Origin of the sequence: Nitrosomonas sp. (genome assembly GCF_019635155.1) — a bacterium.
Taxonomy (GTDB): domain Bacteria; phylum Pseudomonadota; class Gammaproteobacteria; order Burkholderiales; family Nitrosomonadaceae; genus Nitrosomonas.
Window position 1 is genome coordinate 60994 of the sequence record NZ_JAHBZY010000013.1, and the last position, 15887, is coordinate 76880.

Genomic DNA, 15887 nt, shown 5'->3' on the forward strand with positions numbered 1-15887 from the left:
TTGTATTTAGGTTTAAATAATTATGAATGGTGCAATGTCAGTGTCATCGTTGATCGATACGAATAATTTCAAGACCTTGGCTGGTCCTGTCTTGATCATCATGATTTTGGCCATGATGGTACTGCCGCTACCGCCTTTTATATTGGATTTGCTATTTACTTTCAATATTGCGGTATCGATTATCGTGTTAATGGTGAGTCTCTATACCCGAAATCCGCTAGATTTCGCAGTGTTTCCGACCATTCTGTTGATTACCACATTACTCAGACTCTCATTGAATATCGCATCCACACGTGTTGTTTTACTGGATGGACATACCGGTCCGGATGCTGCGGGGAAAGTTATTGAAGCTTTCGGTCATTTTTTGGTCGGTGGTAATTATGCGGTCGGGCTTGTGGTGTTCATTATCTTAGTGGTCATTAATTTTGTTGTGATTACTAAAGGCGCCGGACGGATTGCGGAAGTTAGCGCTCGTTTTACCTTGGATGCGATGCCGGGCAAGCAAATGGCGATCGATGCCGATCTGAATGCCGGATTGATCGGTGAAGATGAAGCGCGGAAACGCCGGGAAACCATTTCCAGGGAAGCTGATTTCTACGGATCAATGGATGGTGCCAGTAAATTTGTACGCGGCGATGCCATTGCTGGCGTATTGATTATGCTGATCACCATCGTCGGGGGATTGATAGTCGGAGTACTGCAACATGACTTGGAATTAAGCATAGCCGCAAAAAATTATACGTTATTGACGATTGGTGACGGCCTGGTTGGTCAAATTCCATCGTTGGTTATCTCCACCGCAGCCGGCTTAGTGGTAAGCCGGGTTACAACTGACGAAGACCTCGGCGAACAGGTCTTAAGTCAACTGTTCAATCAACCGCATATTTTGATTATTACCGCTGCAATCCTAGGTGTCATGGGATTAATTCCCGGGATGCCGAATTTTGTTTTTCTGCTAATCGCTGCAATTTTAGGAACACTGGCTTACCTAAAGCAAAAAAGCTTGGTAGTACAACCGTCTGCTCCTGTGCCTGTGGAAATTCCGTCGCTGGAACGAGCGGATGCCAGTTGGGAAGATGTCACACCGATTGATACGCTTGGACTCGAAGTTGGTTATCGCTTGATTCCTTTGGTCGATAAAAACCAGCAAGGTGAATTACTTAAAAGAATTAATGGAATACGGAGAAAATTTGCTCAGGAAATCGGTTTTCTTCCGCCAGTCATTCATATTCGCGACAATCTGGAATTGCGGCCCAATGCGTACCGGATCACGTTAAAAGGCTCGGTAATTGGTCAAGGAGAATCTTATTCCGGTATGTATCTGGCCATTAATCCCGGGAGAGTGACGATGCAGTTACCTGGCACCGTTACCAGCGATCCCGCTTTTGGACTGCCGTCCGTGTGGATCGAATCATCATTGCGTGAACAAGCGCAGCTTAATGGTTATACCGTTGTTGATGCAAGTACTGTGGTTACGACTCATATCAATCACTTGATTCATGCGCATGCAGCCGAGCTTCTCGGCCGGCAGGAGCTACAGAAATTATTTGATCATCTCAATGTGCAATTTCCTAAGCTTATTGAAGATCTGGTCCCCAAATTACTGCCGTTATCGACAGTACAGAAAGTTCTGCATCATTTGCTGGAAGAAGATGTTCACATCCGGGATATGCGAACCATCATTGATGTATTAACCGAGCAGGCGCCAAAAACTCAAGATGCTATTGAGCTCACTGCTTTTGTCAGATCGGCGCTCGGTCGCGCCATCGTCGATCAATACTTCCCTGCAGAATCTGAAGTGCAAGTCATGAGCCTGCATCATGAATTGGAAAACTTGCTGACCCAAGTGATGCAAAGTAATGGAACGCAAGGACCCGGAATCGAGCCCGGGCTTGCGGATACATTGTTGAATGAAGCTCGCATTGCTGCTCAACAGCAGGAAAAATTAGGACTTCCAGCGATATTGCTGGTGCCCGGAAGTATTCGGTTTTTAATGGCAAAATTTTTACGCCGCGCGTTGCCGCAGTTACGCGTGCTAGCGCATTCTGAAATTCCCGATTCAAAGAAAATCAAAATCACTTCCCTTGTTGGAGGTAATCAATGAAAGTAAAACGGTATATTGCGTCGACATCGCGTGAAGCATTGCGGCAAGTCAAGGAAGAGCTTGGTGAAGATGCTGTTATCTTATCCAATCGAAAAATCAGAAACGGCGTGGAGATTATGGCATTGGCCGATTCGGAGATGTCCAATTTAGTTCGTGAGGAAACGCCGCCGCCATCATTACCTTCTTTTGCCAAGCAATACGAATCGCAAAATGAATTTGCAGCGTCGGAAGTTTATTCAAAGAAAACATTTGAAAATGACCTGCAACAACCATTGCCACCAGTCAATGAGACGATTTCCGCAACGTTTGCTCGCGACATTATCGCTGAGATACAAGCGATGCGAAATACCTTGGAAGATCAAATGGCAACCGTCGCTTGGGGAAATTTCACACAGCGCCGGCCCGATAAAGTAAAACTACTGAAGATTCTATTGGATTCCGGTTTTAGTCCCTTACTGGTGCGCCACTTGATCGGTAAATTATCCGACGAATTGGACTTTGAACAAAGCCTAAAGCAAGCAACGTCAATTCTGACGACCAATCTTCGAACAGCGGCAAGTGATGACATGATTGAGCAAGGCGGCGTTTATGCGCTGGTCGGGCCGACCGGTGTCGGCAAGACTACAACGACCGCGAAATTGGCGGCTCGCTGCGTTATGCGTCACGGTGCCGATAAAGTTGCATTACTTACCACGGACAGTTATCGAATCGGTGGTCATGAACAGCTCAGAATCTACGGGCAATTATTAGGAATACCTGTTCGTAATATTAAAGACACCGAAGACTTGCAATTAACGCTATCCGAATTGCGGAATAAACATATGGTATTGATTGATACCGTGGGTATGAGTCAACGCGACCGGATGGTGATGCAGCAGATAGCGATGTTCAGGGATTGCGGGGTGGAAGTTAAACGTATTCTCATGCTAAGCGCCACCTGCAATGGCAAAACATTGGATGAAATTATTTCAGCCTATCAAGAGAGCGGCATATCCGGTTGCATTATTACAAAAGTTGATGAAGCTGCGAGCCTGGGCGTGGTATTAGATGCGGCAATACGCCGGAAATTATTGCTGCATTACGTCGCAAATGGACAAAAAGTACCGGAAGATATTCATGTCGCGCACTCCCGCTACTTACTGCATCGCGCTTTCAAGTCGACTTCTAAGGACTCCGCATTTACCTTGCAGGATGCGGAATTCGCTTTAATCATGGCGACAAAAGGCGAAGCGGGAACCATGCAAGATTTTGATAAATCATTCGCAGGCTTGGCATATGACTAGGTTTATTTTACAAGACCAAGCCGCGGGATTACGCCAGCTTGCCGGTTTGCGAGCGCTGGATACCGGACGGGTCTTTACGATTGCCGGAGGAAAATCACGCGTGGGTAAAACCAGTGTGATCGTCAATCTGGCATCCGCATTGGCTCAAAATGGGCAACGTGTGCTTCTGATTGATGAGAATCCTTGTCATAACAACATTTGCACGAGTTTTGGCATTAAAGCCCGGTTCGATTTATTGCATGTCATCCACCGTGATAAAAGTCTGGATCAAGTGATTCTGCGTGGTCCCGACAATATCTCCATTTTGTCTGCAATGCGCGGTATTCAGGCTTTGAGCAAACTTGATCCTTTGGAACAAAATTGGCTGATCAAGAGTTTTTCGGAACTTGCCGATACTGTTGATATTGTATTGATCGATACTGCAATGACCGGCACAACGCATGTTTTACCACTCAGCCTAGCATCGGAACAGATTCTAATTGTGATCTCCGGGTCAGCCGCATCACTGACCGGTGCATATGCACTTATTAAAATCATGAGTCAGGAATACTCTCGGCAACACTTTTTAATTTTAGTGAATAAAGTCGATTCCGAGACCGAGTCTCTAGCAATTTACCAAAATTTATTCAAAGTCGTACGACAGTATCTCTCCGCATCACTTGAATATGTCGGTTATATACCAAATGATGAAAAGCTGCATCAGTCGACACAATTGTGCAAATCAGTATTGTCAATATTCCCGAATTCCCAAGCTTCCACCTGTTTTAAATATATTGCCCAGAACATTTTGCGTTCTGCGTGCCCGGATAGGTATGACGGAGGAGTGGATGATTTTATGCAACGCTTAATTCGAACAAGCCTTTTAAGTATGGATAATTTTACGGTGTAAATGACTATGTATACTGCGACTGGAACCAAAGCAATTGATAAAGAACAATTTATCGTCGAATTTACACCGTTGGTGAAGCGAATTGCTTACCACATGATGACTCGATTACCTGCGAGCGTGCAAGTCGACGATCTTATTCAAGCTGGGATGATTGGCCTTTTAGATGCGATCAATCGATATGAAGGTTCTTACGGGCGTCAATTTGAAAGCTATGCTGCACAACGTATCCGGGGATCCATTCTGGATGAGTTACGCGAAGCGGATTGGTTGCCTCGAAGTATCCGGAAAAAAATGCGAAGAATCGAAGCGGCTGTTAACTTGTTGGAACAGCGCAATGGCTGCGCACCCAGCGAACAAGATTTGGCTACCGAACTCGAAATGTCTCTCGATGAATATCACGAAACTTTACAAAGCGCACGTGGTGCGCAATTAATTTATTACGAAGATTTTCAACAAGATGATGAAGAACCATTTTTAGATCGGTTATTTGTTAACTCGGAAGGAGATCCTTTAAATGCACTATTGGATGATAATTTTCGTAGCCTCTTGATCGCAGCAATTGATAACTTGCCTCCAAGAGAGAAACAGGTTATGGGTATGCATTACGAGCAAGAGATGAACTTAAGAGAGATTGGTGAAGTGCTTGGAGTGAGTGAGTCTCGAGTTTGTCAATTACATACGCAGGCTATTGCACGGTTACGCGGTCGTTTAAGAAATCTTTGAATTGTTGAGTCGGTTATTCAGTGAAATAAATTGGATTCACAATGAATAAAAAAACAAAGATGGATTTAAACAGTATTGGCGGCATCGCCTTGGCGTTTGTTGCAATCGTGGGTGGACAAATTCTTGAGGGAGGACATGTTGGTTCATTATTGCAACTTGCAGCTTTTTGTATTGTTGCAGGAGGTACGATAGGTGCGGTTTTATTGCAAAGCCCCATGAAAATTTTTATCAATGGAATAAAAATGAGCGCTTGGGTTTTTTATCCTCCTGAATTTTCACCACAAAACCTAATTAAGCAAATTGTTAATTGGTCGCATATTTCAAGAAAAGAAGGATTGCTGGCATTGGAATCATATGTATCGACCGTTAAAGATCCATTTACAAAGAAAGGATTACAGTTATTAGCGGATGGAAGCACTCCGGAAAAATTAAGAGAAATTTTAGAAATCGATATTTTGGCTTTAGAAACGCATCAACGGCAATCCGCTAAGATTTGGGAAGCTGCAGGCGGCTACGCTCCGACGATTGGAATATTGGGCGCCGTGCTGGGGTTGATCCACGTGATGGAGAATTTATCGGATCCCAGCATTCTGGGAACCGGTATTGCAGTTGCTTTTGTAGCGACTATTTATGGAGTTGGCCTGGCGAATCTGATTTTTTTGCCAATCGCTAATAAGCTCAAAAGTATTATTAACGAACATGTAACTATGCATGAATTATTGGTGGATGGTTTTGTCGCTATCGCCAATGGAGAAAATCCACGATTTATCGAGAATCGCTTAAAAGGATATTTTGTTTGAGTCTCTAATTTTAAATTTAATATGGTAAAGAGAAGGGCGGGTAGAAACGAAGAATCGCAAGATAATCATGAGCGATGGCTTGTGTCATATTCTGATTTTATTACGCTATTATTTGCTTTCTTTGTGGTTATGTATGCTGTTTCATCAGTTAACGAAGGTAAATATCGTGTATTAAGCTCTTCTTTAGTCAGTGCATTTAAAACTAACAATCAATCTGCATCGGTTGCATCGACACAGCCAGCCAAATTTTCCGCTTTGCAAAATCAACACTCAAATTCAGGCACCCCAATTAAACTGGTTGACCATCCCGACGTGAATAAAGAGAGAAAGCAAGAAAAAATGAAAGGGATGGCTAAAGACATCCTCAGTGCTTTAGAGCCTTTAATAAAAGACGGACAGGTTAGAGTAACTCAAAGCTCTTTGGGAGTTACGGTTGAAATTAATGCAAGTGTACTTTTTTCGCCGGGGCAGGCAAAACTAGCCGAAAGCTCAAGCTTGTCACTTCAAGCTGTTGCAAATGTCATTAAAGAACACGAACACGACATTCGTGTCGAAGGACATACCGACAATGTGCCGATCAATACTGAAAATTTCCCATCAAATTGGGAATTGTCATCAGCTCGCGCTAGCAGTGTAATTCGATTGTTTATTGAGAAAGGTGTGGAAGCACACAGACTGACGGCAATTGGCTATGGTGAAAATAGACCCATTGAAAGTAACGAAACACCGGAAGGTAGAAAAAGAAATCGGCGCGTTACAGTAACGATTTTATCAGCAGATCCAGATAAGGTTACTGAAATACCGATTGTCGAACATTAACCGCTAAGAAAGAAATCAAATATAAGCCTGGCCTTTAGGTCCATAGCAAGAAACATTGCCGGCCGCACTGTGAAGTGCAGCCAAGGCTCGTTGGTGATGTTGTAGTCTAGATGCGATGATTAAACCATTTGAATGATTTTGCTGGCGAACGGTTCTAGCAAGGTTTAATAAGTCGTTCCATGCTTCTTTAGTACTTAGCTGATCGGAAGGCTGTTTTTCCAACCAACTATTGATGCTATTTTCATCCAAATTAATGCCTTGCCCTTTTAGATACTCATCACGTTGATTACTCAGTTGAGTTAGTACTTCAATTAAACGAAGCTTATCAGAGGAATATAAGTCAATTTCTTCTATTCTGCCACCTATAAGTGCTTGCTCTTCTTTTCTGAGAATATCGATAAAAGAATGCAGTTCGTTAATTTCTTTCAATAAAAGATCATTTAATATTGGGAAAAACGATTTCAGACTTGATGACATGTTACGCTGCACCATTTCTGGAATGAATTAGCTCTTTAACGGTTTCAAGTAAACGATCGGCAACCACTTCAGGGTTAATTTGAAAATTACCCTCACTAATTGCTTGTTTAATTTCTTGAACGCGCGCGGTATTAACTATTGATCCTGATGCAGAATTACTGTCAATGCCTTGCAGTTTTGCAATATTGGAACTCAAATGCACATTATTTTCTTGTTCAACATTTGTATTTGGAGTGAGGTCCGTGCGCCTTTTACCATCACTAACAGATACAGTTGAAACTGGCTGTAATGATTTATCAATTTTCATTTTTTTATCCTCATAATGAAATTTTCTGAATTTTGTATCGACCGTTTTATATAGAACTTTAGTTTTCAGCTCTTTAAAATAAAGAGAGTATTAAACTCCCGCATAGGTGTTGTTTACGTTAGAATTGAGATTAAATTTAGTTGTAAGAGAATATTTTCATTATTTTATTGGTTGATCTATTTGTTATCCAACTATTCTCACATCAGAAATAACCATCAATAACTTCAATCAGAACGAAATGTCCTTTGTAACCAAAGCAATTGTAAGTGCATTTCGCGATTTGGTGCGTTTTAAAATCGCGTGGATTATTTTATGGCCAATTATAGCTTCAATTCTATTTTGGTTTTTTGCCGGATATTTTTTTTATGATACTTTTTCTACATGGATCCATCTTTTTTTAAATGAAACAAAAATTTTTGAATGGATAATCAGTTTACAATCAGATTGGTTAGAATCTTTTATTCTTGGACTTATTGACGTTGTTGTATTCATTCCGCTTGTAGTCATTACAACACTAGTGTTAACAGCTATTTTTGTAATGCCCGCATTAATAAAAATTGTTGCAAAACAATACTATCCTGATCTTAAACGTGAGTATGGAGGAACGATAAGTGGAAGTATCGTTAATGCTATAGTTGCAAGTGTGGGATTCATCGCTATATGGGTGATAACTTTACCGCTGTGGGCAGTTGGTGCTGGAATTATTGTTCCCATTGTGGCTGCTTCATTTATGAATCAACAATTGTTTCGATATGACGCATTGTCGGAGCATGCGAATAAGTTTGAATTTGATAGAATTTGTTCAGAAAACAGATATTCTTTATGGAGTCTGGGGTTGTTCACAAGCTTAATACAGTTCATACCATTCTTAAATCTGCTTGCTCCGATTTTTACAGCGCTGGCATTTATTCATTTCGGGTTAGATCATTTACAGATATTACGAACTGATAAAAATAAAGCGCTTAATTAAATTCTCAATCAACATTCAGTAATGCAGCGCTGGGATTCAAATTTTCTGAGCCGATCTCCGCTACTTAATCCCTTTTCATGTTTCAGAAAAAATTTCATTGATTTCGAAAGCTGGCCATCCATAAGTGATCTGAATAGATTATGCGATTTGAGAAATTCAGCAATTATTACTCGTTCAGGGGAATCCGTTCGGTTTGTCCCTCAAATTATTGATCGATTAAAACAAGAACAGAAGTACGAGTCGAGAATCTATCTATCAGGGCAAATTCAAACAAGAATTAAAAATTGGCATGATTTTTTTAATGCTCTAGTATGGCAAGTGTTTCCGCATTCAAAATCCGAACTTAATCAACTTCATTTCCTGGCTCAGCTATCAGAGTCAAAAAATAATATTAAAAATCGTTGCGCGATTAGAGATGCAGTAACATTGTTCGATGAATCGGGAGTAATCGTAACATGTAGCAATAACCTACTGATTCAGTTATTAGAAAATTTTGAATGGAAAGAATTATTTTGGAAACATCGCAAATGCGTGTTGTCATCAATGCGTTTTTTTATATATGGGCATGGATTGTATGAGAAAGCTTTAAATCCATATACAGGCATGACTGGAAAGGGAATAATTTTTAACGTTAATCGCGATTTTTTCTCTAAAACTTTATCGGATCAACTATTTTCTGTTGATACAATGCTTGAGTCTTATTTGTCGCAGAATTTGTTGTCAAGCTCCAACCTGACACCGATACCACTTTTAGGCTACCCTGGGTGGATTCGCGATAATGAAAGCGAAACATATTATGATAACAAAGCATATTTTCGTGACAGGCGAATCATTAACTAGAAAATCATATGGCTAAATACTTGCTCTCAGCAAAGATTGATATCAATAATCAAAAAACGTCTCTTAATAAATCCATCCTATATCTGTTATTACTGATAACAAGCATTCAAGCAGATTGGACCCAGGCTAACACTGAGGCTCCCGAATTTATAGCGGGCGCTCGCACAATCGGTACAGAAACAGCAAAATTACTCCTTGATAAAGAATATTATTTTATTGATGTTAGAGGGCGCGAAGACTTTAATGCCGGACATATACCCGGAGCATTTCATCTTCCGGTTAAAAGTGATTTTAATGAACAGAATTTAATTGCGATTGCGGAAAAAGCACAACCGCTTGTCATTTATTGCAATGGAATTTCGTGCCTAGGCAGCTCCGCTGCAACTACAAAAGCAGTGGAATGGGGATGGATTAATATTTTCTATTACCGGGAAGGTATTCCGGGTTGGCGTCAGCACGGCTATCCACTTCATACATCGACTCCATAATGCTTTCTCGGTACATAGGGAGGGTGATTGAATTGAATAGAATCTTGCCAGGTACGCTGACGTTTTTGCGGATTCAGAGTGGATTTTGTTAAAATAGCGTTTTTAATTTACTAATTTTCTGGAGAATTTAATGGCAATTGAAAGAACGCTATCAATAATCAAACCTGATGCAGTCGCAAAAAATGTAATTGGTCAGATATATTCACGTTTTGAATCAAACGGCTTAAAAGTAATTGCAGCTCGGATGGTACATTTATCACAATCCGATGCCGAGCAATTCTATGCGGTGCATAAAGAGCGTCCTTTTTTTCGCGATCTTGTCAATTTTATGATTTCCGGTCCAATCATGGTGCAAGTGCTGGAAGGGGAAGATGCCATTAAAAAAAATCGGGATTTGATGGGCGCGACAGATCCCCAAAAAGCAGAAAAAGGAACAATCCGTGCTGATTTCGCTGATAGTATTGATGCTAACGCAGTTCACGGTTCAGATGCGTCGGAAACGGCTGCAATTGAAATTGCTTGTTTTTTCCCAGCTTTAAATATTTATTCCCGCTAAGAATAACTTTCCCATTCGTGACGCAATAGTGACAATCAATTTATTAAACTATGACAGTCAAGGATTGACTGATTTTTGCATGAAAATTGGTGAGAGACCATTTCGTGCGAAACAGTTACTTCGGTGGATTCATCAATTCGGTGCGGCAGATTTCGCCGTAATGAGTGATTTAACCAAAAGCTTGCGAGAAAAATTATCAACTATTGCAGTGATTGAATTACCTCGGATTATTGCGGACCATGTTGCGGAAGACGGAACAAGAAAATGGCTGTTATCAGTTGGAGCGGAAAACGGCATTGAGACGGTTTTTATTCCGGAAGCCAGTCGTGGCACCTTATGTGTCTCAAGCCAAGTTGGCTGTGCCTTGGCTTGTACTTTCTGCGCAACTGGAAAACAAGGTTTCAACCGGAATTTGACGGTTGCCGAGATCATTGGACAATTATGGATCGCAAATAAAACACTTGCGACAGTAAATGACGGTGATTTGGTTCAAGTCAATAAATCTGTTACTAATGTAGTCATGATGGGTATGGGCGAACCTTTGGCCAACTTCGAGAATGTTGTAACTGCGCTTGATTTGATGCTGGATGATCATGCCTATGGGCTTTCGCGACGCCGGGTTACTGTGAGTACTTCAGGATTGGTACCTGCAATGGACCGGTTGCGTGAACGTTGCCCTGTTGCTCTGGCTGTTTCGTTACATGCACCGAACGATGTGCTACGAGACCAGTTGGTGCCAATTAATAAAAAATACCCGCTAAAAGAATTGCTCGCAGCTTGCCAACGCTATTTACCTGCTGCTCCCAGGGATTTTATTACTTTCGAGTATGTCATGCTAAATGGCGTGAATGATAAAATCACTCATGCGCGTGAGCTGGTGAAATTAGTACAAGATATTCCCTGTAAATTTAATTTAATTCCATTTAATGCATTCTCAAACTCAGGTTTTACGCGCTCGACTTCAGAAGCGGTGCGTAATTTCCGGGATGTGTTAATGCAAGCCGGATTTGTTACAACAATAAGGAAAACACGTGGTGACGACATTGCGGCAGCTTGTGGCCAGCTCGCCGGACAAGTAAAAGACAAATCAAAACGCACTGCTCGATCAATGATTGAGGCAGCTCAGTGAAGCATATTGTTGTTTTGGTTTTCTTATTCTTTATGATTGCGTGGCTTGGCGGTTGTGTGCAACAGCCGATTGAAGGCGGATTAGTGGTGCAGAACAACTCAGCCAGAGCTGTTCAGAGCGCGAAAATACATACGGAACTTGCTGCCGAGTACTTTCATCGAAATCAGTTCGATATTGCGATTGAAGAAATAACTGAAGCGCTTAAGGCGCAGTCAAATTATGCACCTGCCTATAACGTCCTTGGTTTGATCAATATGACGTTGAATGACAACAATAAAGCTTTAGAGAGTTTTGAACGCGCCATCCGGTTAGCGCCAAAAAATTCAGAGATTCATAACAACTTCGGTTGGTTCTTGTGTCAACGTTTACCTGCGCGTATGGATGAAGCCATCAATTATTTCATGAATGCGGCGAATGATCCTCTGTACCCAACACCTGAAATGTCTTACACCAACGCAGGAGTCTGTGAACTAAAACGCCAAAAATATAAAGAGGCAAGATCGTTTCTCAATAAAGCATTATCCCTTCAAACTGATTATTTGCCTGCCGCGATTGGGTTAATCGGTCTTGATTTGCAAAGCGGCCACTTAACAGAGGCAAAGACAAAGCTTTCGCTGATGCTACAAAATAATGCACCCGCTCCTGAAATATTACTGATGGCGGTAAAGTTCGAACAGGCTATGGGTAATCAATTGGCGGCGGATAGCTACTCTTATCAATTACAGAAGCATTTTCCGGAATCCAAGGAAGCAGCAGCAATTCGGGAGGGTAAGCTAAAATGACCAATATTAGGGATCAAAAGCTCAATATTTCAGATTACGATTCTGAAGAAGATAGGAATCAACTTGCTTTAGAAAAGAATGAATTTGTCAACATCACGGAAGAACAAGCTATGAATGTTAACTCATTGCCATCCGATTTAAACAAAGAAGTTGAGAATAATAAATCAATAGAGGCTTATCACGATCAACCGGAAGCGCGTAGTAATAATTTTGATTTCCAACAATCATCTGCGAACTCAGGCAATATCAATACAGCAAACTCGCTCAATAGTGTTGGACATTCACTTCGCAATGCAAGGTTAGCAAAAAAATTGAACGTGGAAGATGTTGCGCGACAGTTGCGGCTCTCCGTTCAGCAGATTGAGGCTATTGAAAGAGAGGATTTTGAGAAATTACCTGGTCGGACATTTTTACGCGGTTTTATCCGGAATTATGCGAATCTGGTTCAGCTTGATCCATCGCCGTTACTGAAAATGCTGCCTGCACCAACCCGTGTCATATCAACCCATGAAAATACGCCATTCAAGAATACGCAAATATCATTTTCTTCTCAGCGAAAAAGCGCTAGAAATAATTCTTTAACCATTATCAGCATTGTTTTTATCGTAATCGTAGGTATTTATTTCTTATTTGGAAATAACTTTCTCATAAATAACGAACTCAATAATAAGGATGTTGTAAGTGATGTTAAGATTGATTCAGAAACTGCTACTGTTGACATCCCACTAACCTTACCGGCGGTTACAAAATACGAAACCATTCCCGTAGTTAAACAATCACCGGAATTGGATGATAGTGGAAATAATCAAACTCTTCTTAACCCTGCGTCAGAAGCAGAATCAGAGCCACCGCCTCCGGCGAGTGTTTCTGAAGAAAAACCAAATGCACCCGAGGTAAAAAAACCTGCCGCGCTTCCAGATGGTAAAGATCATCTATTTTTCACCTTTACAGAGGATTCGTGGATTAAAGTTGTTGATGGGTCGGGGGCTTCTTTATTTGAGCAACTCAAAAAAGCGGGGAGTGAACAGGCTATCGCCGGGAAAAAGCCTTTCTCTATCGTGATTGGCAATGCATCAGGTGCTAATCTAACCTATAATGATAAAGAAATCGATATTTCTACTTATAAAAGACGAGACGGAACGGCGCGATTTAAACTCGAATAAACCTTATTGATAATAAACTGATTACATTTCTTCAAAATGCCTGAAAATAGTTTTTCGATAACCCGTCGCTCCAGTGTAGGTGTTCGGGTTGGTAATATTATGGTCGGTGGTAGAGCGCCGATTGTGGTGCAATCCATGACCAATACTGACACGGTCGATGAAGTTGCAACAACTGAGCAAGTTGCCCAATTAGCGCGCGCTGGTTCCGAGCTGGTCCGTATCACTGTCAACTCGATGGAAGCAGCGAAAGCGGTAGCTGGAATTCGTATGCGACTTGATGATATCGGGTGTCATGTGCCATTAGTCGGTGATTTTCACTTTAATGGTCATAAATTGCTGACCAGTTATCCCGAATGCGCAAAAGCATTGGCAAAATTCCGAATCAACCCTGGGAATGTCGGTCATGGCAAGAAGCGTGACGAACAATTCGCTACTCTGATCGAAACAGCTTGTAAATTCGATAAACCGGTACGTATCGGCGTTAACTGGGGTAGTCTCGACCCCGAAATGCTTGCAAGAATAATGGATGAAAATGCAGCTTCGGATGATCCGCAAGATGCAAAATATGTCATGCGGGAAGCATTGATTACCTCCGCACTCGAAAGCGCAGCGAAGGCGGAAGAAATTGGCTTGACCCGGAATAAAATCATACTGTCATGCAAGGTAAGCGGGGTGCAGGATTTGATTATGGTATACCGCGAATTGGCTACCCGTTGCGACTACGCATTGCATTTAGGTTTGACAGAAGCCGGCATGGGGTCCAAAGGTATTGTGGCATCGACAGCGGCATTAGCGGTGCTTCTACAGGAAGGTATCGGCGATACTATTCGCATTTCATTAACGCCTGAGCCGGGTGGAACTCGTTCTCGAGAGGTGATTGTTGCACAAGAGATTCTGCAAACGATGGGGCTTCGTGCGTTTGTGCCATTAGTAGCCGCATGTCCGGGATGCGGTCGCACCACGAGTACATATTTTCAGGAATTGGCTGAGAGTATTCAAGCTTATGTACGCGATGAAATGATCACCTGGCGCGAGCAATATGACGGCGTGGAAAATATGACGTTGGCTGTGATGGGTTGTGTGGTGAATGGTCCCGGCGAAAGCAAGCACGCCAATATCGGTATCAGTTTACCAGGATCCGGTGAAAATCCGGTTGCACCGGTTTTTGTGGATGGGCAAAAAACGGTGACATTAAAAGGGGATAACATCGCCAATGAATTCCGTGCAATTGTCGATCAATATGTCAGCGAAAAATATCCAAGAAAAGCTGTCTGATGGTTAATGGTATCAAAGCAATCCGCGGGATGAACGACATCCTGCCGCATGAATCCTATTTCTGGTCACATTTTGAAATGAAGATGCAGCAATGGCTGGCTGCATACGGTTATCGCAATATCCGTACGCCGATCGTTGAGCAAACTGATTTGTTTATTCGGTCTATCGGTGAAGTAACCGATATTGTCGAAAAAGAGATGTATACTTTCGTCGACCATCTGAACAATGATAGCCTAACGCTGCGCCCGGAAGGAACCGCTTCATGTGTTCGGGCTGTTATCGAGCATAATCTTTTATATTCCGGACCCCAACGGCTTTATTACGCCGGTCCGATGTTTCGCCATGAACGTCCGCAAAAAGGCCGTTACCGCCAATTTCACCAAGTGGGTGTCGAAGCACTGGGATTCGCAGGGCCTGATATCGATGCCGAATTAATAATCATGTGTTCACGGTTTTGGCAATCATTAGGGATTTCTGGTTTGCGATTGGAAATCAGTACCTTGGGAAATGCCGAAACGCGCGCATTATATCGTACGCGGTTAATTAAATATTTTGAACAGCACCGTGAAGCGCTTGATGAAGATGCACTAAGACGTATGCATTCCAACCCCTTGCGTATTCTGGACAGTAAAAATCCAGGCATGCAAGCGATCATTGAAAATGCACCGAAGCTAATTGACGATTTGGATGTTGAGTCATATGATCATTTTGAATCATTGCAAGGCATACTTCGGGAACAAGGCATCAATTTTCAGATCAATTTGCGTCTGGTACGTGGGCTTGATTACTACAATCGCACGGTATTCGAATGGGTTACTGACAAACTGGGCGCGCAAAGTACGGTTTGTGCCGGAGGGCGCTATGATGGACTAATAGCGCAAGTCGGGGGGAAATCGGCGCCAGCTTGCGGATTCGCCATGGGGGTAGAGCGGTTGCTTGCTTTAATGCAAGAAACCGGCAACCCTGTAAAACAACCTGTTCCCGATATTTACGTTGTTCATCAAGGTGAACAAGTTGCGAATTATGCATGGAAATGTGCGGAGCTTCTTCGCGATGAGGGCTTCGACGTTGTCTTGCACTGCGGAGGAGGTAACTTCAAAGCCCAAATGAAAAAAGCGGATGCTTCGGGTGCGTCTTATGCCGTGATAATAGGCGATGAAGAGTTAAAAACAGAAGAAGTGACTCTTAAACCGTTGCGCGAGCCTGTAAAACAAGCAAGCGTCAAATTGATCGATATAAGCGAAATTATCAGAAAAGAACATTTAAAGAGTTAGGAAAATCG

At 42.2% G+C, this 15887-nt stretch carries 17 protein-coding genes; 15 read left to right on the forward strand and 2 right to left on the reverse strand.

Going from position 1 to position 15887, the window contains the following annotated elements:
* Positions 1-22: 22 nt before the first annotated feature.
* Genes flhA through motD form a run of 6 tightly spaced genes read left to right on the forward strand, consistent with a single transcriptional unit; the run spans position 23 to position 6618 of the window.
* On the forward strand, positions 23-2104 hold the full coding sequence (gene flhA, locus KF839_RS10000) for a flagellar biosynthesis protein FlhA (protein ID WP_292917699.1): 2082 nt from the start codon (positions 23-25) through the stop codon (positions 2102-2104).
* A complete protein-coding gene (flhF, locus tag KF839_RS10005) occupies positions 2101-3387 on the forward strand; it encodes a flagellar biosynthesis GTPase FlhF (RefSeq protein ID WP_292917700.1) in 1287 nt (428 codons plus the stop codon). The genes flhA and flhF overlap by 4 nt, the downstream gene beginning before the upstream one ends.
* Positions 3380-4276 (forward strand): MinD/ParA family ATP-binding protein, encoded by an 897-nt coding sequence (locus KF839_RS10010; protein ID WP_292917701.1) that lies wholly within the window; start codon positions 3380-3382, stop codon positions 4274-4276. Before flhF ends, KF839_RS10010 begins: the two co-directional genes overlap by 8 nt.
* Before the next feature lie 6 nt (positions 4277-4282).
* Positions 4283-4999: an RNA polymerase sigma factor FliA gene (locus KF839_RS10015; RefSeq protein WP_292917744.1), complete on the forward strand. Its 717-nt coding sequence runs from the start codon at positions 4283-4285 to the stop codon at positions 4997-4999.
* Positions 5000-5058: 59 nt separating this feature from the next.
* Positions 5059-5799, forward strand: coding sequence for a flagellar motor protein (locus KF839_RS10020; protein ID WP_323802063.1), 741 nt, complete (start codon positions 5059-5061; stop codon positions 5797-5799).
* Between the two features lie 21 nt (positions 5800-5820).
* Positions 5821-6618 carry a flagellar motor protein MotD gene (gene motD, locus KF839_RS10025; RefSeq protein WP_292917703.1) on the forward strand — a complete coding sequence of 266 codons (798 nt, stop codon included), beginning with the start codon at positions 5821-5823 and terminating at the stop codon, positions 6616-6618.
* A 15-nt stretch (positions 6619-6633) separates the two neighbouring features.
* Here the strand turns inward: motD and KF839_RS10030 are convergent, their stop codons facing one another.
* Together KF839_RS10030 and flgM are read right to left on the reverse strand one after the other, a co-directional pair.
* Positions 6634-7095 carry a flagella synthesis protein FlgN gene (locus tag KF839_RS10030; protein ID WP_292917704.1) on the reverse strand — a complete coding sequence of 154 codons (462 nt, stop codon included), beginning with the start codon at positions 7093-7095 and terminating at the stop codon, positions 6634-6636.
* 1 nt (position 7096) lies between these two features.
* Positions 7097-7402 carry a flagellar biosynthesis anti-sigma factor FlgM gene (gene flgM / locus KF839_RS10035; RefSeq protein WP_292917705.1) on the reverse strand — a complete coding sequence of 102 codons (306 nt, stop codon included), beginning with the start codon at positions 7400-7402 and terminating at the stop codon, positions 7097-7099.
* A gap of 238 nt (positions 7403-7640) precedes the next feature.
* Between flgM and KF839_RS10040 the strand changes: the two genes are divergently transcribed.
* From KF839_RS10040 to hisS, 9 genes are all read left to right on the forward strand, one after another.
* On the forward strand, positions 7641-8372 hold the full coding sequence (locus KF839_RS10040) for an EI24 domain-containing protein (protein WP_292917706.1): 732 nt from the start codon (positions 7641-7643) through the stop codon (positions 8370-8372).
* Between the two features lie 21 nt (positions 8373-8393).
* Positions 8394-9212, forward strand: coding sequence for a DUF3025 domain-containing protein (locus tag KF839_RS10045; protein WP_292917707.1), 819 nt, complete (start codon positions 8394-8396; stop codon positions 9210-9212).
* Positions 9213-9220: 8 nt separating this feature from the next.
* A complete protein-coding gene (locus tag KF839_RS10050; protein ID WP_292917708.1) occupies positions 9221-9700 on the forward strand; it encodes a rhodanese-like domain-containing protein in 480 nt (159 codons plus the stop codon).
* Between the two features lie 130 nt (positions 9701-9830).
* Positions 9831-10256 (forward strand): nucleoside-diphosphate kinase, encoded by a 426-nt coding sequence (gene ndk, locus KF839_RS10055; RefSeq protein ID WP_292917709.1) that lies wholly within the window; start codon positions 9831-9833, stop codon positions 10254-10256.
* A gap of 28 nt (positions 10257-10284) precedes the next feature.
* Positions 10285-11385, forward strand: a complete 1101-nt coding sequence (rlmN, locus tag KF839_RS10060) for a dual-specificity RNA methyltransferase RlmN (RefSeq protein ID WP_292917710.1) — start codon at positions 10285-10287, stop codon at positions 11383-11385.
* Entirely contained in the window at positions 11382-12167 is a 786-nt protein-coding gene (gene pilW, locus KF839_RS10065; RefSeq protein ID WP_292917711.1) for a type IV pilus biogenesis/stability protein PilW, read from the forward strand. The genes rlmN and pilW overlap by 4 nt, the downstream gene beginning before the upstream one ends.
* Positions 12164-13330: a helix-turn-helix domain-containing protein gene (locus tag KF839_RS10070; RefSeq protein ID WP_292917712.1), complete on the forward strand. Its 1167-nt coding sequence runs from the start codon at positions 12164-12166 to the stop codon at positions 13328-13330. Before pilW ends, KF839_RS10070 begins: the two co-directional genes overlap by 4 nt.
* A 36-nt stretch (positions 13331-13366) precedes the next feature.
* Positions 13367-14605, forward strand: a complete 1239-nt coding sequence (gene ispG, locus KF839_RS10075) for a flavodoxin-dependent (E)-4-hydroxy-3-methylbut-2-enyl-diphosphate synthase (protein WP_292917713.1) — start codon at positions 13367-13369, stop codon at positions 14603-14605.
* On the forward strand, positions 14605-15879 hold the full coding sequence (gene hisS, locus KF839_RS10080; protein ID WP_292917714.1) for a histidine--tRNA ligase: 1275 nt from the start codon (positions 14605-14607) through the stop codon (positions 15877-15879). The genes ispG and hisS overlap by 1 nt, the downstream gene beginning before the upstream one ends.
* The last annotated feature ends 8 nt before the right edge of the window (positions 15880-15887 follow it).